20 protein-coding genes are annotated in these 20887 nt (G+C 61.8%); 13 read left to right on the plus strand and 7 right to left on the minus strand.

The features are described from left to right. Positions 1-2 precede the first annotated feature (2 nt). A complete protein-coding gene (locus J3A64_RS17030) occupies positions 3-866 on the minus strand; it encodes a PmoA family protein (protein ID WP_210065049.1) in 864 nt (287 codons plus the stop codon). A 315-nt stretch (positions 867-1181) separates the two neighbouring features. Between J3A64_RS17030 and J3A64_RS17035 the strand changes: the two genes are divergently transcribed. Genes J3A64_RS17035 through J3A64_RS17055 form a run of 5 tightly spaced genes read left to right on the plus strand, consistent with a single transcriptional unit; the run spans position 1182 to position 7868 of the window. Continuing rightward, complete coding sequence (locus J3A64_RS17035) at positions 1182-2495, plus strand: ABC transporter substrate-binding protein (protein ID WP_014920428.1); 1314 nt, start codon at positions 1182-1184, stop codon at positions 2493-2495. Positions 2496-2528: 33 nt separating this feature from the next. Continuing rightward, entirely contained in the window at positions 2529-3476 is a 948-nt protein-coding gene (locus tag J3A64_RS17040; RefSeq protein ID WP_210065050.1) for a carbohydrate ABC transporter permease, read from the plus strand. A gap of 9 nt (positions 3477-3485) precedes the next feature. Then, positions 3486-4382: a carbohydrate ABC transporter permease gene (locus J3A64_RS17045; RefSeq protein ID WP_011773007.1), complete on the plus strand. Its 897-nt coding sequence runs from the start codon at positions 3486-3488 to the stop codon at positions 4380-4382. Between the two features lie 50 nt (positions 4383-4432). Next, entirely contained in the window at positions 4433-6415 is a 1983-nt protein-coding gene (locus J3A64_RS17050) for a pectinesterase family protein (RefSeq protein WP_210065051.1), read from the plus strand. A 1-nt stretch (position 6416) separates the two neighbouring features. Beyond that, entirely contained in the window at positions 6417-7868 is a 1452-nt protein-coding gene (locus J3A64_RS17055) for a pectinesterase family protein (protein WP_210065052.1), read from the plus strand. 70 nt (positions 7869-7938) lie between these two features. Here J3A64_RS17055 and J3A64_RS17060 read toward each other — a convergent pair whose 3' ends face one another. Continuing rightward, a complete protein-coding gene (locus J3A64_RS17060) occupies positions 7939-8370 on the minus strand; it encodes a universal stress protein (protein ID WP_011773004.1) in 432 nt (143 codons plus the stop codon). 160 nt (positions 8371-8530) lie between these two features. Between J3A64_RS17060 and J3A64_RS17065 the strand changes: the two genes are divergently transcribed. Continuing rightward, on the plus strand, positions 8531-9337 hold the full coding sequence (locus J3A64_RS17065) for an SDR family oxidoreductase (RefSeq protein ID WP_011773003.1): 807 nt from the start codon (positions 8531-8533) through the stop codon (positions 9335-9337). A gap of 109 nt (positions 9338-9446) precedes the next feature. After that, positions 9447-9656 carry a dodecin gene (locus tag J3A64_RS17070; protein WP_011773002.1) on the plus strand — a complete coding sequence of 70 codons (210 nt, stop codon included), beginning with the start codon at positions 9447-9449 and terminating at the stop codon, positions 9654-9656. A gap of 53 nt (positions 9657-9709) precedes the next feature. Here the strand turns inward: J3A64_RS17070 and J3A64_RS17075 are convergent, their stop codons facing one another. Continuing rightward, positions 9710-10588: a helix-turn-helix transcriptional regulator gene (locus J3A64_RS17075; RefSeq protein WP_210065053.1), complete on the minus strand. Its 879-nt coding sequence runs from the start codon at positions 10586-10588 to the stop codon at positions 9710-9712. A 184-nt stretch (positions 10589-10772) separates the two neighbouring features. Here J3A64_RS17075 and J3A64_RS17080 point away from each other — a divergent pair, with 184 nt between their 5' ends. From J3A64_RS17080 to J3A64_RS17100, 5 genes are all read left to right on the plus strand, one after another. Continuing rightward, positions 10773-11594, plus strand: a complete 822-nt coding sequence (locus tag J3A64_RS17080; protein ID WP_011773000.1) for an aldo/keto reductase — start codon at positions 10773-10775, stop codon at positions 11592-11594. 24 nt (positions 11595-11618) lie between these two features. Further along, on the plus strand, positions 11619-12590 hold the full coding sequence (locus J3A64_RS17085; RefSeq protein ID WP_011772999.1) for an aldo/keto reductase: 972 nt from the start codon (positions 11619-11621) through the stop codon (positions 12588-12590). Then, positions 12587-13624 (plus strand): NAD-dependent epimerase/dehydratase family protein, encoded by a 1038-nt coding sequence (locus tag J3A64_RS17090; RefSeq protein ID WP_210065054.1) that lies wholly within the window; start codon positions 12587-12589, stop codon positions 13622-13624. Before J3A64_RS17085 ends, J3A64_RS17090 begins: the two co-directional genes overlap by 4 nt. Positions 13625-13687: 63 nt before the next feature. Beyond that, on the plus strand, positions 13688-14518 hold the full coding sequence (locus tag J3A64_RS17095; protein WP_210065055.1) for an aldo/keto reductase: 831 nt from the start codon (positions 13688-13690) through the stop codon (positions 14516-14518). A gap of 23 nt (positions 14519-14541) precedes the next feature. Further along, the gene (locus tag J3A64_RS17100; protein ID WP_210066215.1) at positions 14542-15564 is read left to right on the plus strand and encodes a beta-propeller fold lactonase family protein; all 1023 of its coding nucleotides are present in this window, start codon (positions 14542-14544) and stop codon (positions 15562-15564) included. 74 nt (positions 15565-15638) lie between these two features. Here J3A64_RS17100 and J3A64_RS17105 read toward each other — a convergent pair whose 3' ends face one another. Both J3A64_RS17105 and J3A64_RS17110 read right to left on the minus strand, forming a co-directional pair. Continuing rightward, positions 15639-15869 (minus strand): hypothetical protein, encoded by a 231-nt coding sequence (locus J3A64_RS17105; protein ID WP_011772995.1) that lies wholly within the window; start codon positions 15867-15869, stop codon positions 15639-15641. Continuing rightward, positions 15866-16063 carry a hypothetical protein gene (locus J3A64_RS17110; RefSeq protein WP_011772994.1) on the minus strand — a complete coding sequence of 66 codons (198 nt, stop codon included), beginning with the start codon at positions 16061-16063 and terminating at the stop codon, positions 15866-15868. Before J3A64_RS17110 ends, J3A64_RS17105 begins: the two co-directional genes overlap by 4 nt. 392 nt (positions 16064-16455) lie before the next feature. Between J3A64_RS17110 and J3A64_RS17115 the strand changes: the two genes are divergently transcribed. Continuing rightward, complete coding sequence (locus tag J3A64_RS17115; protein ID WP_286363852.1) at positions 16456-19173, plus strand: alpha-amylase family glycosyl hydrolase; 2718 nt, start codon at positions 16456-16458, stop codon at positions 19171-19173. 66 nt (positions 19174-19239) lie between these two features. On the opposite strand, the gene J3A64_RS17120 is transcribed toward J3A64_RS17115, so the two are convergent. Both J3A64_RS17120 and J3A64_RS17125 read right to left on the minus strand, forming a co-directional pair. Beyond that, positions 19240-20286, minus strand: coding sequence for a hypothetical protein (locus J3A64_RS17120; protein WP_210065059.1), 1047 nt, complete (start codon positions 20284-20286; stop codon positions 19240-19242). Positions 20287-20291: 5 nt separating this feature from the next. Further along, on the minus strand, positions 20292-20801 hold the full coding sequence (locus J3A64_RS17125; protein WP_210065061.1) for an RNA polymerase sigma factor: 510 nt from the start codon (positions 20799-20801) through the stop codon (positions 20292-20294). Positions 20802-20887: the final 86 nt, after the last annotated feature.

Genomic DNA, 20887 nt, shown 5'->3' on the forward strand with positions numbered 1-20887 from the left:
TGTCATGGTGTCCTGTCCGGAGAGCTGCTGCTGAAGTGCTGGAGAAGGAGTTCTTCCACGTGGTGGCTGCTGGATATGTGGCCGTCGTGGATGATGGCGTGGAGGCTGAGTTGGAGTGGCCTGTTCCGGTCCACCCGGGCAGCCTCGCTCCACGCAACCGCGGGTCCGGCACCGACGTATCCTTCTGTGCGGACAAACCAAGGACGGAGTTCGGCGGGGTTTTGTGCGAGGACGACGCTAACGTCGCGGCCGTGCTGCCGGGTTTTCACCACGAGCCACGGGGAGAGCGAGCCATGGGCCGTTTCCGTTCCGGTGCCCTGCGAACACAGCACGCCCGCCGGGCCGTCCCCCGTGGGGAAGCGCCAGAAGATTCCGCCGTAACCGGCGCCTTCGCGTCCCTTAACCGCCGACGACGACACCCACAGTTGCTCCACGTCACCTGCTGGCTGGATCAAGGAGTCAAACAGAAGGCTCCAGGAGTTGGGGTCCGGGTGGTCCTGGCAGGTGTAGTTCCGCTGTTCCGTGGCTAGTTCCTGCCCCTTCATGTCCATCCACGTGACAGTCCCGCCGGCCTTTCCGGGTTGGTAACTCCAGCCAGAGGGCACTTGACGACCGTGATTGGCCAGAAGGGCAGGGCCGTGCCCCGTGTAGGTGGATCCGCCCCAGAAGTTGCTTCCGTTCACGTCCGAGAACGCGAGCGAGAGGCCCAGGTGGTGCGGATGGTCGTCTGGACCGGCTTCCGTGAGGGGCGCGCCGGCCAAAGTGCGGAGGGGGTGCAGGTAGGGCCTGGGAGCCAGCACCGTTGCCAGGTCAACGCCGTTGTTCACCCGCGCCACGGTTGCGCCGTGGAGCTGGAAACTGCCCATTGGACCTCCTTGCGGTGAGTGCGCTGGTGATGGCAGCGCGGTTGCGTGGGTTCAGCATAAACAGAACAGAAAGAACTCGGCAACTCTGCACGAAAGTTTCTTTTAAAAGTTTCTGCATAACAGCGATGATGTGTTGACAGTCACAGTGAATTGTTGCTAGAAATCGTTTACTCAGTATTTCTGCTCCTCGTTTTGGTCTCAATGAGGACCCTCGCATCGCTAAAAAATCCGTACACCCTAAGAAAGTTTCTGCCGGGAATGCTCGGAAACCCTGTATTTACGTCCCTAGATCGGGCACCAGAAAGGCGTCATTCAATGAAGAAGACAGCAAACACTCCCATCTCGCGCAGGCTTGTCCTGGGAGCCGCGATGGTGGCGGCAGGACTGACGATCAGCGCCTGTGGAGGGGGCGCGACGTCCTCCGGCAGCGGCAGCGGCGGCAACGTGGAACTGAACTTCGTCTTCTGGGGCGACGCCAACCGGGCCAAGATGACCGAAGCTGCCCTGCGGATCTTTGAGAAGAAGAACCCGGGCATCACCGTCAAAACCGAGTACCAGGACAGCGCACCCTACGCCGATAAGCTCGCTACCCGCTTTGCCGGCGGCAACCCGCCGGACGTCCTGGCCATGGCCAACCGCAGCCTCCTGGAGTACGCACAGCGTGGCACCCTCGCGGACCTCAAATCATTCCCGGAGCTGAACTTGGACAAGGTTCCGGAAACCACCCTCAGCCGTGGCGAGGTTGACGGCAAGCTCTACGGCCTCGCTACCGGCGTGACCACCATCGGCATGGTGGTCAACAAGACCATCACGGACCAGGCCGGCGTCACCATCCCGGATGACAAGACCTGGAGCTGGGAGGACTACGCCAAGTTCGCCACCGAAGTCACGCAGAAAACCGGCGGGAAAGTCTACGGAGCTGGCTACGACGTCGCCACGGAAACAGGACCCATCATGCTCGCGCGCCAACGCGGTGAGGATTTCTACACCAAGGACAACAAGCTCGGCGTCAGCGAAAAGACCATCGAGGACTGGTTCCAGTACAGCGTGGACCTCCGCAAAGCCGGCGGCTATCCGCCCGCAGGATTCTTCGAGCAAATTGGCGGCTCGCCGGCGCAGTCCTACCTCGCGAAGGGCACGGTCGCTTCGCAGATCATCCCCATCAACAACTTCCGTGGTTACAACGAGGCCGTAGAGGGTGAGGTTGTCCTGCTGCGCATTCCAGGCGAAACCAGCGGCGAGCGCCGTGGCTACTCCGCCGACCCCACCATGCTGTGGTCCATCGCTGCCAAGTCCAAGCATCCCAAGGAAGCAGCCAAACTGGTGGACTTCCTGACGAACGACGCTGAAGGTGCCGCCGAGGTCCTCACCCAGCGCGGTGTCCCCATCAACCCGGAGGTGGCCGATTCCATCACCCCCAAGCTGAGCGCGGATGACAAGACGTTCGTGGACCTGATGGCCGCCATCCAGGAAGAGGACTTGCCGCCCGCCTACGTATATCCGAAAGGCGCCAGTGTTGTAGCCGATACCCTCAAGCAGCTCACCACTGAAGTGGAGTTCGGCCGGATCAGCCCCGCGGATGCGGCTAAGACCTTCATGGAGAAGAGCAATGCAGCAATCAACAAGTAAGCCTGCAGCTACTTCCGAGGGGGTCTTGCCGCTATGACAGTTCTGACCAAGCAGCCGCCGGGAGCTCCGGCGCCAGCCGCGGCAGGCGGCACACCGCGTCTCCGCCCGTCCCGGCGCAGGAAGCAGCGCTCTGGATATCTTTTCCTTCTCCCGTGGTTCCTGGGGATGTTGTTCACCGTCATTCCGTTCTTTGCCTCGCTGTACCTGGCTTTTACGGACTACAACCTCTTCACTGAGCCCAACTTTGTGGGGCTGGCCAACTTCCAGGCCATGTTCGAGGACCCACGGCTCATTCAGTCGCTGAAGGTCACCTTCATTTACACCTTCGTGTCGGTGCCTATCTCCCTGGCTGTTGCCCTGCTGGTTGCGCTGGTGCTAAACCGGGGACTTCAGGGCCTGTCGATCTACCGCTCTGTTTACTACCTGCCCTCCCTTCTGGGTGGCAGCGTGGCAATCGTGATGCTGTGGCGTTACATCTTCGGCAACGACGGAATCGTCAACGGGTTCCTGGGCATCTTCGGAATCCATGGCCCCGCGTGGGTCACTGACCCCCAGTTCTCCCTCAGCACCCTCATTGTGCTGAACGTCTGGACGTTCGGCTCCCCCATGGTGATCTTCCTTGCCGGGCTACGGCAGGTCCCCGGGATGTACTACGAAGCTGCCTCGATTGACGGGGCATCCAAGTGGCGGCAGTTCCGCAGCATCACGCTGCCCCTCATCAGCCCCATTATTTTCTTCAACCTCATCATGCAGCTCATCGGCTCGTTTCAGACGTTCACCCAGGGCTATGTGATGAGCGGAGGTACCGGGGGCCCGGCGGATTCCACGCTGTTTTACAACCTGTACCTGTACCAGAAGGGCTTCACCGAGTTCGAGATGGGGTATGCCTCGGCCATGGCCTGGCTGCTGTTGATGATCATCGCGATTTTCACGGCCATCAATTTCATCGCATCCAAGTTCTGGGTCTTCTACGACAATTAAGGCAACCCCATGGCACTCCTTGATTTACCTCTCAAGCGCAAGCTGGCCAAGCAGGATCAACCCGAAGACGCCCTGACGGGAACCCCGGTTTCCCGCTTCTCACGGCATCTGATTCTCTGCCTGGTGGGGCTGGTGATGCTCTACCCGTTGATGTGGCTGATCTCCAGCTCGATGAAGCCCAGCAACGATATTTTTAGGCAGCTGGGTCTCTGGCCCGAAAACTGGGACTTCTCCAACTACGCCCAGGGCTGGACCGCGCTGGACCAGCCGTTCCACGTTTACCTGATCAACTCCATGATCGTTGTGATTTTCTCCATCATCGGCAACATCTTCTCCTGCGCCCTGGCCGCGTACGCCTTCGCGCGGATGGAATTCACCGGGCGGAAGCTGTTCTTCGCCCTCATGCTGGGAACACTCATGCTGCCGGGTCACGTTCTCTTGGTTCCGCAGTACATCATCTTCTCCCAGCTCGGCTGGCTGGACACCTACCTGCCGCTGATCGTCCCCAACTTCATGGCCACCAATGCCTTCTTTATCTTCCTGATGGTGCAATTCATGAAGTCGCTGCCCAAGGAGTTGGACGACGCCGCCCAGATTGACGGCTGCGGCCCGTTCCGGACTTTCATCCGGGTCATTCTGCCCCTCTGCGTGCCGGCCATGGCCACCACGGCTATTTTCACGTTCATCTCCACATGGAACGAGTTCTTTGGTCCGCTGCTCTACATCCAGAACCAGGACCTCTACACCGTTCCCTTGGCCCTTCGCGCCTTCATGGACTCGGAAGGACAAAGCATGTGGGGCCCCATGTTCGCCATGTCAGTGGTGTCCATCGCCCCCATCATCGGCTTCTTCATTGCTGGGCAGAAGTACCTGATCAACGGAATTGCCACCACCGGACTCAAATAGCCACCTCCACTCCCTGCAACACCAATCCAGACAAGACAAAGGAGTTTTGCATGCGCCTGCGACGCCTACTCGGCGCGGCCACCGCCGTCGTCATTCTTGGAAGCCTTACCGCTGTGCCTGCCAGGGCGGAGCCCATCCACAGCGGCACAGAATCACCGGCGGCACCGGCGGCCCTGTGGAAGCAACGTCCCGACGGTTTCGCGTCCCTTCCCGGCAACGGCCTGGACGGCACCACCGGAGGCCAGGCGGGGAGGCACGTGAGCGTGTCCTCGCTGGAGGAACTCAAAACCCATGCCGCGGCCGAGGAGCCGCTGGTGATCTTCCTCAAGGGCAGCATCACAGCCCAGGACTACGTCAAGATTCCGGTCGCCTCGAACAAGAGCTTCATCGGTACGGGCGCGGGCGTGGAGCTGATCAATGCCGGCTTCAAACTCATCAACGTGTCCAACGTGATCTTCCGGAACTTCACAGTCCGTGATTCCTACATTCCCGGCGACTGGGACGGCAAGCGCCCGGACAACGACCGTGACGGGATCCAACTGGATACCTCGCACCATGTCTGGGTGGACCACATGAAGTTCGAGCGCATGGGCGACGGCATGATCGATACCCGCAAGGACTCGGACTACCTGACCTACTCGTGGAACGTGTTCGCGGACAACAACAAAGCCTTGGGCGTTGGCTGGACCGGCAACGCAGTCACCAAAATGACCATCCATCACAACTGGATCCGCAACACTGTCCAGCGGAACTTCAGCCTGGACAACACAGCGGCTGCGCACGTCTACAACAACTACCTGCAGGACATCGGACAGTACGGAATGATGGGCCGCAACGCCGCCAAGGTGGTCCTGGAGGGCAACTACTTCACCGCGGTTGCCGATCCCGTGGTGGCAAAGGACCCTGCCACGGAAATCGTCAACCGTGACAACATTTTCGAGTCCACCCGCGGCCGCAAGGACAACGTCGGCAGCGCCTTCGACCCCACACAGTTCTATTCATACGCCAAGGACGACTCTGCGAGGGTTCCCGAACTGGTCACCGGCAGTGCCGGACCTCGCGAAAACAAAGCACCAAGCACGACGGCGGAGGTCACGGTCGCGCTGGACGGCACCGGCGATTTCGGCAGCGTACAGGCGGCCATCGGCTCGATTCCTGTGGGCAACACACAACCCCGGACCATCACCATCAAGCCCGGCTTCTACCGGGAAGCGGTGAATGTCTGGGCCGACCGGCCCAACGTGACGTTGCAGGGAGCAACAGCCAACCCGGCCGACGTCGTCATTTCCTACGACACCCCTGCAAACGGCGCGAAGTTCTTCGGCGGAACCTGGGGCGCTGCGGGCAGTGCCACGCTCAACGTCCTGGCGGAAAACACCACGGTCCGGAACCTCACAGTGGAAAACGCTTATGACGAGGCCGTTCACGGAGGTAGCCAGGCCCTCGCGGTGCGGACGGTGGCAGACAAAATCACCTTCGACAACACCAGGTTCCTCGGCAACCAGGACACCTACCTCGCAGACACCACCGGCCGTGACGCTACCGCCCGCACCTATCTGAAAAACTGCTACATCGAAGGTGACGTGGACTTCCTCTACGGCCGCGGCACAGCGGTGTTTGACGGCTGCACCATCCATTCGCTGGACCGCGGCAGCGATACGAACAATGGCTACATCGTGGCACCCAGCACCAAGGACTCCAACCCTTACGGCTTCCTGATCGTGGACAGCACCCTGACCTCTGACGCTGCACCCGGGACCGTCAGTTTGGGACGCCCTTGGTTTGCCAGCAGCGACCCCAACGCGCACCCCATGGCCGTCATCCGGGACTCGAATCTGGGCAGTCACATCGCTGAGCAGGGCTGGTCAGACATGAGTGGTCATGCTTGGACTGAAGGGCGCTTCGCTGAGTTCAACAACACCGGGCCCGGCGCATACATCAACGAGTTCCACCCCCAACTCACTCCGGAAGAGGCCCTGAAATTCACTAAGGACACGTTCCTCGGTGACTGGACTCCGGCAGCAGGTGCTTAAGATGGCGGACGCACAGGGCCTGAATATCCGGCGCCGGACCCTTCTTTCCGCTGGACTCGCAGCAGGCACCTTGGTGTCCACGGGCTTGTTCGGCCCGGCAGCCTCCGCAGCGGCGCCGACCGGCGTCAAATCCAACGGATTCAATGAAGCCGGGCTGCCCATAAACGGCGGACACGGCGGTGCTTGGTCGGTGGCACCCACAGGCTTCGCCGGCGTTTCAGCGCACGGCCGCGCAGGCACCACAGGTGGGGCCGGCGGCAGACTGGTCCATGCGAACACCCCGGAGGATCTGCGCCAATTCGCCAAAAGCGCCGAACCGCTGGTGGTGATCCTCCACGGCGAATTGCTGTTCACGCAGTACGAAAAACTGACCGTGACCTCAAACAAATCCTTCCTTGGTGCAGGCGAAGGAGCCGCGGTGGTCAATGCCGGCTTCAAGCTCGTCAATGTCTCCAACGTCGTGTTTCGCAACTTCACTGTCCGGGACTCTTACATTCCCGGCGACTTTGCGGGGAAACGGCCCGACAACGACAGGGATGGCATCCAGGTGGACACCAGCACGCACATTTGGGTGGACCACATGCATTTCACCCGGTTGGGCGACGGACTGGTGGACATCCGAAAGGACTGCGACAACGTCACTTTGTCGTGGAACGTCTTTTCGGACCACAACAAAGCCCTTGGCGAGGGCTGGACCCAGAACGTGGTCACCCGGCTGACACTGCATCACAACTGGATTCGGAACACGCACCAGCGCAACGCAAGCCTGGACAACACCGCGGCATCCCACGTCTACAACAACTATCTGGAGAACATCTCCAGCTATGGGATGCTGGGGCGGAATGCCTCGCTGCTGCTCGTGGAAGGAAACTACTTCCGCGACGTCCGGAACCCCCTTCACCACCAAGGGCCGGGCGGTGCGCTGGCAGCCCGAAACAACGTCTTTGACGAGTGCACCGGCAATGTTGGCCAGGAACGGGGTGGGGCCTTCAATCCGCCGTACTCCTACAGCCTGACCCCCACCAAGGCGCTCCCCTCACTGGTGCGTGCTTTCGGCGGGCCTTTGGGCGGGACCGAGCCTGCGCTCCGGAAGGTCATCACGGTGGCACTCGACGGAACCGGTGATTTCGCCAGCATCCGCGCGGCCATTGGCGCTGTGCCTGCGAATAATCCCGCTGCTGTCACCGTGCTGGTGCACCCCGGCATTTATCACGAGCCAGCGGTTATATGGGGTGATCGTCGGAACATCACCTTGGCCGGGGCAACAGGAAATGCAGAGGACGTGATCCTGTCCAACAGCGAAGGCGTCACGCTACTGGTGGCGGCGGACGGTTCGGCGCTGCGGGACCTCACCATCACTTCCGATATCCCGCAGTCCGGCCATGTCCTGCTCATCACCGGGAGGGGCGTGACCCGCTCCAACGTGACTGTTCTCAACGGCACAACCGGGTAAGCCAGCTCGGGGACAGCACCTGCTCCAATGAGCAGTAATTTCAACAGGCGCTGTCCCCTGCTTGGCTTGGTTACGCCTCCACGTCCGTGTTGACGATGTACACATCGCAGGGTGCACCGTGCGCCACGCTGTTGGCGATGCTGCCCAGGACACGGCCCAGGCCCTTCATGCGCTTGTTTCCCACAACGATCAGCGAGGCGTTATTGGTCTCGGCGTAGTTGATCAGGGCGTTGGCGGGAGTGCCACGGGCAGCGAAGTACTTGATGTTGCCGGCGGGAACGTCCAGCTCTTCGGAAACCTTGCGGGCAACGTACTCCGCAGAGTCTGCCGACGAGACGGTGATGCGGTCGCTGCCGCTGCCAAATTCTTCAATGCGGTCATCTGAGAAGCCGCTGATGACGTGCAGTTCAGCACCGAGCGCGGTGGCGAGCTTCGCTGCTGCCACTGCTGCGCGCTTGGCCGTCTCGCTGTTGTCAACGCCGACGACAATAACTTCTGACATGAGTACTCCTGGTTGTGGGGATTCGCTGGGTGGTGCTGCAAGAAATCTACACTCCATCATGATCCCCCGGGATGACCGTTCATGCCGGGAGTGTTTACAGCCGGGGTCTCGGGGGTAGGGATTAATCATCGGAACGACCACTCGACCGAAAGGCAGGACCATGAGCGACGCACCATTTTCCCCGGAGACCGCCATTGTCACGGGATCAGATTCAGGCATCGGGCGCGCCACTGCGGTGGCCTTGGCCAAGGCAGGCATGAACGTGGGAATCACCTGGCATTCCGATCAGCAGGGAGCTGAGGAAACCGCGGAGGAAGTCCGCGGCCTGGGCCGGAAGGCCGTGGTCCACCCATTGGACACCACTGATGCCCGTGGGACGGCTGCGGCCATTGACAAGCTCGCTGAGGAACTTGGCGGCGTGGACGTCTTCGTCAACAACTCCGGAACCGGCGATGGCACCAAGTTCCTTGAGCTGGACTACGACACGTGGATGTCCACTTTGGACACCAACCTCAACGGCGCTTTCGTGGCGATGCAGACAGCGGCCAAGCGCATGGTGAAAGCCGGCCGGGGTGGGCGCATCATCGCCGTCACCAGTGTCCATGAGTTCCAGCCGAGGGTAGGAGCCTCGGCATACGACGCTTCCAAGCATGGCTTGGGCGGCCTCATCAAGACCATGGCCCTGGAACTCGCTGAGCACGGCATCACCGCCAACAACGTGGCGCCGGGTGAGATCGCGACTCCCATGACGGGCCAGGAAGACGAGGATCCCAAGCAGAAGGAACGGCCCGGAGTGCCGCTGGGACGTCCCGGAGATGCCCGGGAAATCGCCGCCGTCATAGCCTTCCTGGCATCACCGGAATCCAGCTACGTCAACGGCGCGTCATGGCCTGTGGACGGCGGAATGCTGCAAATGGGGCCGCAGGCAGGTTCGCACATCACCAGCAACGACTGGCGCGAAAGCTAAGGCTGCAACACCTCTGGCCGCACGGAGATCCGTGGGCTAGTCTGCATGAACGGCCTGCCTGGCGGGCCCGAAATTTCCAAAGATTCGTAAGACGTTGATGAGGAGCACCATGGCTGGCCACACATATAGCGTTTCCGAAATTGTAGGAACTTCCACCGAAGGCGTTGACGACGCGATCAAGAACGGCATCGCAACAGCCTCCCAGACACTGCGGAACCTGGACTGGTTTGAGGTCAAGGAGATCCGCGGGCACCTCGAGGACGGCGCAGTGGCCGACTGGCAGGTCACCATCAAGCTTGGTTTCCGTCTGGAGCGCTGATGACCTCTCCGCGAAATGGCAGTTAATGACAGTTCCGGAGCTCCGGATTGTCATTAACTGCCATCTCTGCGGGCGGGTTCGCGGTCCTTTGCTTTGGTGCCCACGTCACCCAAGCTGAGCAGCGTCAAAGCGTCCGACGACGGCGAGCCGGGCTTCGCGGAATAGACCCTCAGCATCTGGTCGGGGTCGTCCGGGAGACTCAGCGTCTCAAAGTTCAGTTCGAGGTCACCAACGATCGGGTGGTGCAACCGCACGGTGCCTGCGGATCGCGACGCCACCCTGTGCCCGGCCCACCATTGCCGAAAATGCTCGCTGTGCACGGCAAGTTCGCCCACGAGTTGGTTGGTCCGGGGATCGTTGGGGTGCCGGCCGACGTCCATTCGCAGAGCACCCACAGCTTCAGCGGCCACGGTTTTCCAGTCCCTGAACAGCTGCCCCGCCGAGGGATCCAGGATGATCCAACGGGTCAGGTTCCGCTCCGCGGCCGGGAGTGACGGGAAGTCGGTGAAAAGCAGGTGAGCCATCTGGTTTCCGGCCAGGACGTCCGCCCGCCTGCCCAGCACCATGGCCGGAACATCACCGACGGCGTCCAGCAGCTGCCGGAGCCCGGGCCTCACTTTTTGCGCGGGGCCGGGATTACCCGCGGAACTGGCGCAGTGCTCCAGCAGGTCCATCATGTGCGCATGCTCCCCCGCGTCCAGGCGAAGCGCCCGGGCCACCGAGTCGAGGACCGCTTTGGACGGGTGGATGTTGCGGCCTTGTTCAAGGCGCGTGTAGTAGTCGGTACTCACTCCGGAGAGCCGGGCAACTTCCTCGCGGCGGAGTCCGGGCACCCTGCGGGCACCGCTGGATTCCTGCCACCCGGCGTCCTCGGGTGAGAGACGGGCACGCATGACTTTGAGGAACTTACCGAACTCGGCGCTTTGACCCATCCGTCCATTCTGCCGTTCGTAGCGTGTGAAAGACCACCATTCTGGGTAGGACTACCAGACCTAGGAAAAACAGGATCAGGCTGGGTTGCTGACTCTGGGGCCAAAACTGCATAGGCTCAGTACAGAGCCTCCGAAAACGCTTTCTGGAGTCATCGCCATCACCATCCCGTCGAAGGAGACCGTCATGCCAGAGCTGACATTGAATAACGGCGTCACTATCCCCCAGCTCGGTTTCGGTGTCTTCCAAGTACCTGCTGAGGAAACGCAGAAGGTAGTGGAAGACGCCTTGGAAGCCGGCTATCGCCACATCGACACCGCGGCTGCGTACCGCAATGAGGCAGGGGTCGGCGCTGCCGTCGCGGCTTCGGGCATTCCGAGGGAAGAACTTTTCATCACCACCAAGCTTCGCAACGGCGAGCAGGGCGAGGCGTATGACGCCTTCCAACGAAGCCGGGATGCCTTGGGCCTGGAAGTCATCGATCTATACCTGATTCACTGGCCCGTTCCTTCGCAGGGCCTCTACACGCAGGCGTGGAAAGAGATGGAGAAGCTGTACCAGGACAAGCAGATCCGGGCCATCGGCATTTCCAACTTCCTCTCCGAGCACGTGGACACACTGCTCAAAGAGGCGGAGGTGGTTCCGGCGGTCAACCAGATCGAAGTCCACCCCACGTACCAACAAGGCGAGCTGGCCACCAAGTGCCGCGACCTCGGCATTGCCGTGGAGGCGTACAGCCCGTTGGGGCAGGGGAAGGACCTGAACGCCGAGCAGGTGGCCCTCGTGGCCGCAGCCCACAGCACTACTCCTGCACAGGTGATCCTGGCCTGGCACCTCGCGCAGGGGACCATCGTGATCCCCAAGTCCGCTGACTCCAAGAGGATGCGGGAGAACTTCGGTGCCGCCGATCTCACGCTCACCGAATCCGAACTGGCAGCCATTACGGCACTCGAGGCGGGAGCCCGCATCGGCTCCGATCCCGCCGTCGCAGCTTTCACACAGCTCTAAGTCAGCTCTAAACAAAGGACAAACATGCAGTACACCCACCTTGGCCGTTCCGGCCTGAAAGTTTCACGTCTCTGCCTGGGCACCATGAACTTCGGTCCGCAGACGGACGAGGCAACAGCCCACTCGATCATGGACTCCGCATTGGACTCCGGCATCAACTTCTTCGACACCGCCAACGTCTATGGCGGCACCGGCCACCGCGGCTGGACCGAGGAAATCATCGGTCGCTGGTTCGCCAAGGGCGGCGAGCGCCGCGAGCGCACTGTCCTTGCCACCAAGTTGTACGGCACCATGACGGACCGCCCCAACGAGTCCAAGTTGTCGGCGCTCAATATCCGCCGTGCACTCGATGCGAGCCTCAAGCGGCTGCAGACGGACTACATCGATGTCTACCAGTTCCACCACATTGATCGCGATACGCCGTGGGACGAGATCTGGCAGGCAATCGAGGTGGGCGTCCAGCAGGGCAAGATCCTCTACTCGGGCAGCAGCAACTTTGCCGGCTGGCACATCGCCCAGGCGCAGGAAGCCGCCCGCAGGCGGAACTACACCGGGCTGGTCAGTGAGCAGTCCATCTACAACCTGTTCCGGCGCGAAGTTGAGCTCGAGGTCATCCCGGCTGCGCAGCAGTACGGCCTTGGCTTGATCCCGTGGTCGCCGCTGCAGGGCGGGCTGCTGGGTGGCGTATTGAAGAAGGAAGAGCAGGGTGTCCGCCGCACCGAGGGGCGGGCATTGGAGACCCTCAAGAAGCACGAGGAGCAGATCCGCCAGTACGAGGATTTCGCGGACGAACTGGGGCATGCTCCCGGGGATGTTGCGTTGGCTTGGCTTCTCCACCAGCCTGCGGTGACGGCCCCGATTGTTGGGCCGCGTACCCAGGAACAACTGGACGCAGCCATCCGTGCACTGGACGTTTCCCTGAACGAGGACGCCCTCAAGCGCCTCGACGACATCTTCCCGGGCCACAAACCCGCACCCGAAGACTACGCCTGGTGAGCAGCCTCCTCCCCGCCAGTCTGGGAACGGCGGCGGACACCGTCTCGCCACGGAACATCCTGTTCGTCGGCGGGACCGGGGTCATCAGTGCGGCGGCGGCTGAACGTGCCGTCGCACTGGGCCACCGGCTGACCATCCTCAACAGGGGACGGTCAGCCGGGCGGCCGGTCCCCGAGGGGGCGGAAGTGCTTCACGCGGATGTCCGGGACGCCGCCGCCGTGCGGGAGGTACTTCGGGGAAGGGCGTTCGACGCCGTTGCGGACTTTATTTCCTTCACCCCGGACCAGGCGCGGGCCGGCTTGGAATTGTTCCGTGGGCGGACCGGACAGTACGTCTTCATCAGTTCCGCTTCGGCGTACCAGAAGCCGCCCACGTTGCTTCCCATCAGGGAGTCGACGCCCTTGAAGAACCCGTTCTGGCAGTACTCGCGGGACAAGATTGCCTGCGAGGAGCTGCTGTACGAGGCCTACCGTGAGCAGGACTTCCCTCTTACCGTGGTGCGGCCTTCCCACACTTATGACCGGACCAAGATCGCCATGGTGGGCGGATGGACTGACATCCATCGCATGCGGGCCGGGATGCCGATCATGGTGCACGGTGACGGGACATCGCTCTGGACGCTGACTCATAGCCGGGATTTCGCCAAGGCTTTTGTTGGTCTTCTGGGGCGGCCGCAGGCTGTGGGCGAGAGCTACACCATTACGTCTGATGAGTTCCTGCCGTGGAACCAGATTTACCGCCTCTTTGCGCGGGCGGCCGGAGTGGAAGAACCCGAGCTGTTCCACGCTTCTTCGGACACCATCGCAGCCCACAGCCATGAGCTCGGCCCGAACTTGTTGGGTGACCGCTCGCACTCCGTGGTGTTCGACAACTCCAAAATCAAAGCCTTGGTCCCTGACTACCGGGCCACGATTCCGTTCGCGGACGGTGCCAGGGAGATCGTCGAATGGCATGACACCCATCCCGAGCTGCAGACAGTGAGCGAGGATTTTATGGAGTTGAGTGATCGGCTCTATGAATGGTCGCGCCGGTAGCTGTTGCCAAGCAGCAAGCGGCCAGCGTAGAACAGCAACAGACTCAAAAGGAGATCATGCCCCATGACACTTGCCCCGCTCATCGAACTCAACGACGGCCACAAGATCCCTCAACTGGGACTCGGCACGTGGCCGCTGAATGACGCCCAGGTTGCCGATGCTGTGGTGGAGGCGGTGTCGCATGGCTACCGGCACGTTGATACTGCTGTGAAGTACGGCAATGAGAAGGGCGTGGGCAACGGCATCCGGGCGTGCGGGGTGAATCGCGAGGAGCTCTTCATCACCACCAAACTCGACGGCGAATTCCAAGGTTCCGGTAAGGCCGCTGCCGGACTGGACGGCTCGTTGGAGCGCCTGGGCCTGGATTACGTTGACCTCCTCCTGATCCACTGGCCACTTCCCCGCCGCGGCGATTTCGTGGACACGTGGAAAACCTTCGAGGAACTTCAGGCCTCTGGGAAAGTGCGGTCGATTGGCGTGTCCAACTTCAAGCCTGCCCACCTCGATCAACTGTTCCGGCAGACTGACGTTGTTCCGGCGGTCAACCAGATCCAGGTCAGCCCGTCCATTCCGCGGCCTGCTGCCCGGGCCTTCAACGAACGGAACGGCATCATTACCGAGTCTTACAGCCCGCTGGGTGCCAGCAGCGACCTCTTGAACGCTCCAGTGTTGGCAGATATCGGCAAGAAGTATGGGAAAACGCCGGGCCAGGTGGTGCTGCGCTGGCACGTTCAGCAGGGGTTGGTGGCCATCCCCAAGACCGCCAATCCGCAACGGATGAGGGAAAACCTGGACATTTTCGACTTCGAACTGGACCACGACGACCTCACCAGGCTGCAAACCCTCGACGCCGGACCGGACGCCGGCGTCGACTCAGACGTCCAGGGGCACTGACCGTGGCCGTCCACGAGGCACTGATGTGGGTTGGTTCGTACACTGCCGACAGGGACGGCAAGGGTGAGGGCATCGTCGCGCTTTCGGCCGACGACGACGGCAAGCTGACATCCCTCGGTTTGGCGATCGCCGCCAATTCGCCATCGTTCCTTGCCCTGCACCCTTCGCTCCCGGTGGTCTACGCCGTGGCCGAGGAAGGGAAGACGGTGCGGGCGTATCGCCGGACAGGCGACTCTGGACTGGAGGCCTTCGGCGATCCTTGGCCGGCCGGTGAAGCTACGTGCCACGTAGCGGCCGATCCGCAGGGACGCTTTATTGTGGCCACCTGCTGGGGCGACGGCCAGGTCATCCTGTATGAACTGGACCACGACGGCGCCATCACCTCGCGCACCAGCGCGGCCGCCGCCGTCGACCCCCACACAGCAACGTCTCCGGACGGGGAGCGGCCCAGCCGTGCGCACTCAAGCCTGATGCTGCCGGACGGCCGCGTGATGACCACGGACTTGGGACATGACCTGGTCAGGGTGTGGCAGTACTCGCCAGGTGTTGGCCTTCAAACGGATCATCAGGTGATCCTGCCGAAGGGCTCCGGTCCCCGGCACATGGCCCGCCATCACAGCGGAACTGTCTTTGTGGACACCGAATACTCGGTGGAAGTGGCAGCGATTCGGATGGAACCGGACGGCACTTACGAGCTGACAACCATGGTTCCGGCGAGTGCTACAGGGGCAAAAGACGGCGACGCCGGTGCGGAGATTGCGTTATCGCCCGATGGCCGCTTCGCGTATGTGGGTGTGCGGGGGTCCAACCGGATTTGTATCCTCAAGGTGTCGCACAGCGGTAGCGAGCTCGAGCCCGTCGCGGAGGTGCCGTGCGGCGGCGAGTGGCCGCGCCACCACCTGGTCCGCGAAGGCTGGCTGTACGTCGCCAACGAAGGCTCGGACGACGTCGTGAGCTTCAAGCTGGACTCCGAAACCGGCCTGCCGGACGGTCCGGTGAGCCGAGTGGAGACGGGCTCTCCCAGCGTTCTGGTCCCCGCCGTTTAACTGACGCCGAGATGGCACTTAATGACAATCATCCGCTCAGAAATTGTCATTATTTGCCACCTCGGCGAGTTTTTTCAGGCTGTCCAGACCTCGACGTCGTCCGTTCCGCAAATGAGCCTGCGGCCGGTCGGCTCGAGGATGACCCAGAGCAGTTCCTGGTGCTTGGAAACATCGTCCACGCGGCCGGTCCCGGCGCCCCACGCGACGTCGTAAATCCACACGGGATCGCCGGAGGTGAGTTCAGTCCACTCGGCCGCCGGCACGTGGCGGTAGTCGGCGGGCCTGTTCAGGATGGTGCTGGTCATGCCGACACTTCAGCGGCGGTGCGGCGCCGCCAGACGGTGGGCACACCATCGTGAGCCGGGAGGATGTGGCCTTCCGCGAAAACCTGGACGGCGTCAGGATCGGAGTCCGGGCTCCAGAGACCCGACGCCGGGCAGTGGGAACCGGTAGGCATGACGCGGGTGGCTCGTTCGCGCAGGAGGGCGATGCTCTTCATCGTTGAAACTCATCCTTGGGGATAGATCGGGGGGCGTTTTGTGAAGCAGATCTCTTCAACCCTATGCAAGTCACACGGGCTTCGTTATGGACAGATGCATAGCGTTTCGGGATGAGGCAATGCAAAGGCACAGTGAAAATCCCGCGCAATTTCGGGTAGGGCACATGCAAACGCTTCCAGCGCGGGAGTTCATCCGAGGCTCTTCATAATTCTCAACACCCAGAAGCCGTGGATTAACCCTACGGAAGCGCTTACAGTTGTGACTTGTCACACAGCACCTACATGCCACAGCACTGTCGCTTAGCGGAAGGTTCCATCACGTGTTATCTCGCAGCTATAGACCCAACAACTGCCCTCAGCGCCCACCACTCAACCGGATCGCCGCCGTCGTCATGACGACGGCGGTACTCACCGCCTCGGCCATCCTCCCCGCAAGCGCCGCGCCCGCCACCACTCCCGACGCCGCTGCCCAGCACTCCATCCGCGGAGGCATCAGCGATCAGAACTTCTACTTCGTCATGGCCGACCGCTTCAGTAACGGCACAACAGCCAACGACGACGGCGGGCTGGGTGCCGATCCGATGGTGTCCGGCTTCGATCCCACCCGCAAGGGATTCTTCAATGGCGGGGATTTGAAGGGTCTCCAAGACCAGCTGGACTACATCCAGGGGCTGGGCACCAACTCCCTCTGGCTCACACCGAGCTTCAAGAACAAGGCGGTCCAGGGTGACGGCACCCTGGCGAACAGCTCGGCCGGCTATCACGGGTACTGGGTCACGGACTTCACACAGATCGACCCCCATCTGGGCACCAATGCCGAGCTGAAGACCCTCATCGACGCCGCCCACGCCCGTGGCATGAAGGTGTATTTCGACATCATCACCAACCACACCGCGGACGTCATCCAGTACCAGGAAACCGCCTCAGCGCCGTACATCTCCAAGGAAACCGAGCCCTACCGAACCGCTGCTGGCGAGGTCTTCGATGACCGCGACTACGCCGGAACGCAGGACTTCCCGCCCCTGGATGCCGCGACGTCCTTCCCGTACACCCCTGTGGTCCCTGACGCGGAGAAGGACGTGAAGGTCCCATCGTGGCTCAACGACCCCACGCTCTATCACAACCGGGGCAACACCAACTTTGCCGGTGAGGACTCCCTGTACGGCGACTTCTTCGGACTGGACGACCTCTTCACCGAGAACCCAAAAGTGGTCAACGGCATGATGGACGTCTACAAAACCTGGATCCGCGACTTCGGGATTGACGGTTTCCGCATCGACACCATGAAGCACGTCAACGACGAATTCTGGCAGCAGTTCGGACCCCAGGTCCTCAGCTACGCCAAGGAACAGGGCAAGGACGAGTTCTTCATGTTCGGCGAGGTCTTCGATACCTCCAAGACCGTGACGTCCAAGTTCACCACCAAGAACCAGATGCAGGCCGTGCTGGATTTCGGCTTCCAAGGCGCAGCCCGCAGCTTCGCGTCCCAGAGCAGTAAAGCCACCGGCTTGGCGGACTTCTTCAACGGGGATGACTGGTACACGGACGCTGACTCGAACGTTTACCAACTGCCCACCTTCCTGGGTAACCACGACATGGGCCGCATCGGCACCTTCATCGCCCAAGACAACCCGGGAGCGTCCGACTCCGAACTGGTGGAACGCGACGAGCTCGCCCATGAGCTGATGTACTTCTCGCGCGGCAACCCCGTGATCTACTACGGCGACGAGCAAGGCTTCACCGGCGCCGGCGGAGACCAGGACTCGCGCCAGACGATGTTCGCGAGCAAGGTACAGGAATACCTGGACGACGATCTCCTGGGCACCAGCTCCACCCACGCCACGGACAACTTCGACACCCAGCACCCGTTGTACAAGAAAATCAGTGAGCTCGCGGCCCTCGCGGCAGAACATCCCACACTCCGCAGCGGTGCCCAGCAAAACCGCTACGCAGCCGACGGCGCCGGGATCTACGCGTTCTCACGCATTGATGCCAAAGAGCAGCGCGAGTACATCGTGGCAGTGAACAACAGCGAGACAGCGCAGACCGCGGCCATCCCCACGTATGAAGCGAAACAGCCGTTCAAGCTGGTTTATGGTGACGCCGCCAAGCACGCCAAGACCGGACAGGACGCCAAACTGACCGTCACCGTACCGCCGCTTTCCGCTGTGGTTTATGAAGCGGCGGGGCGCCTGGCCAAGTCGACGGCAGCGCCCGCCGTCGTGCTTAAGAAGCCGGTCACCGCGGCTGGTGACGCCAGCCGCCTGAAGGTGACGGCCGACGTCGACGGTAACTCGTTCTATGAGGTCACCTTCCAGTCGCGCACGCCAGGTGGCGAGTGGACGGCGATCGGCACCGACGACAACGCTCCGTACCAGGTGTTCCATGACGTGTCGTCCGTTGAGACTGGCACGTCGGTGGAATATCGGGCGGTGGTGTTGGACAACCGCGGGCAGACGTTGGCGAGTGAGCCGAAGAGCGGCGTGGTGGGTGAGCCCACCCAGCCCGAAACCGTCACTGTGGTCGGCAGCCTCAACACCGAGTTGGGTTGTACCGAGGACTGGCAGCCCAGCTGCGAGCAGGGACTCATGAGCTACGAGCCGATGCATCGGCTCTGGCAGCTGAGCGTCCCCAACCTTCCCGCCGGAACGTACGAGTTCAAGGCTGCGCTCAATGGCACCTGGGACGAAAACTACGGCGCGGGCGGTGAGCTCGACGGCCCCAACGTGGCGTTCACGCACTCGGGCGGCGCAGTCACGTTCCTGTACGACCACGCCACCAATCTCATCAGCGCAGTCACCGCGGGCCAGCAGCCTGCAGCCGTTTCCGTGCCGGGAAGCCTGAACTCCGAGCTCGGCTGCGCTGGCGATTGGATGCCGGATTGCGCCCAAGCCCAGCTGTCATTGGATGCCGCCGACGGACTGTGGAAGCTCTCCGTGCCCAATCTCGCTGCCGGCAGCTACGAGTTCAAGGCCGCCATCAACGGGTCTTGGGCTGAGAACTACGGTTTGGCCGGCGCCGCCAACGGCAGCAACATCGCGTTGAAACACGACGGCGGCCCGATCACCTTCCGGTACGACCCCGCCAGCCATCTGGTTACTGTCCGCTAATCCAAGTAGCTAGCAGTTGAGGCCGTTTTGAGCGCTCAGAACGGCCTCAACTGCTACTCAGATGGGTTACTTGTAGCTCAGGCTCAGGAACATCGCCTTCAGCTGGGCGTACTGCGTGCTGCCCATCCAAGCCTTGGCTGCATCAGGAGTCGCGAAGGCGGGGTTCTTGCTGGGATCGAAAACCGCGTAAGCACTCATGATGCCGTTTGGTACGCGGACCTGGTTGGTCCCGGAGGAACTTACTCCGGCTTGGAGCTCGGAGGACACCCGTACATCCATGATGTATGTCGGAGGTCCTTCGACAGGTCCCGTTCGGGGTGAGGGCATTCCCTCGTAGGGGGGCCCTTCGTAGGGAATGTACTGTGACTGGTTCGAGGAGAAACCGAACTCCACCAGCTCACCCGAGTTGTCGCGAACGCCGGGCACTACAGCCCGGTCCAGAATGGTTCGGTCCACCAAACCAGCAGTCCCATCCGCGTAGTTTCCATTGAAAATGCGGGCTACCTCTGCCCCAGCGGCATCGAAGACAGTCACAATGCGCGAGGCTTCCGCAGTCCCGGGAGGATCGAATGGTCCTTGGTCCGCCCGGATACTCCAGCCGACCGGGTACGTGAAGGAAAGATGGCCGTCCGGAAAAGTGTAGGTCTGGGTGGTCGGCGCCTGCACGGGTGGCACCACTGGCGCCGAGGCGACTGCTGGAGGTGTGGTGGGTGCGGGCGGGGTGGTTACCGGCGCGGCCACTGTGGGCGTTGCCGATGGCGTAGCCGTGGGCGTCACAGTGGGCGTGGGCGTTGGGGTGGCGGAAGCGGTAGGCGTGGGCGTTGAGGTTTGGAGTGTCACAGCGGGCAAGGGATTGGAACTGACTGTTTCGAAGCTCGAGGCAACAAGCACCCCCACCGTCACGGCCGCAGCACCAAGCAACAGCCCACCGGCGATTTGGGCCTTGCGGCGCCTGCGCTGTTCCAGGGAAGTCACTGCCGCGATCGGGCGGCTGTCGCTGAACACGGTGGTGCCGGAAAGGATTTTGTGCAGCGCTTCTTCGCCGTTGGGTTCCGCCACGGGATCGATAGTGAGCGGGTCAATCGCTGATATCTGGTTCTTGATCGGATCCATTGTCTTCAGACCCCCATCTTCTGTGTAGTCGAGTTGGCCCCTGCAGGCAGTTGTTTCCGAAATGCTGTACGGGCCCGGTGAAGGCGGACTTTGGCCGCCGATTCGCTGCACTGCAGCACCTTCGCAATGTCGGCGGTCCCCAGACCGTCCCAGTAAGCCATCTGCAAAATGTCGCGGTCCTTTTCCCGCAGTGATTCCAGGGCGTCCTGGACAGCAACGTTCTCGGAGTCGTCGCCAAAGCGCTGGACCGCCGTCGTCCGCAGTTTTTCCTGCAGCGCCAAGCGCCTGTCGCGGCTCCTGTACGCATTTCCCACGAGGTTCCTGGCAACCGTCAGGAGGTACGGAAGATCCGGTCGGGAATCGTCCGTCCATTTTTGCCATACGACGCGGAAAACGTCGGCCGCGATCTCCTCAGCTACTTCCGCGGATTCAACACGTCGGCAGACGAACTTGAACACGGATGGGTAGCTGTCTTTGTGAATGGCGATGAACGCCAATTCGCGCTCTGAAAGCACGATGGTTCCCCCTGAAAAATAGAGCGCTGAACTGCAGGATACTTGTATAGTTTCCGGCCGGGCGGCCAGGGTTACACGCGGCAAGA

Origin of the sequence: Pseudarthrobacter sp. PvP004, from assembly GCF_017876035.1 — a bacterium.
GTDB lineage: Bacteria > Actinomycetota > Actinomycetes > Actinomycetales > Micrococcaceae > Arthrobacter > Arthrobacter aurescens_A.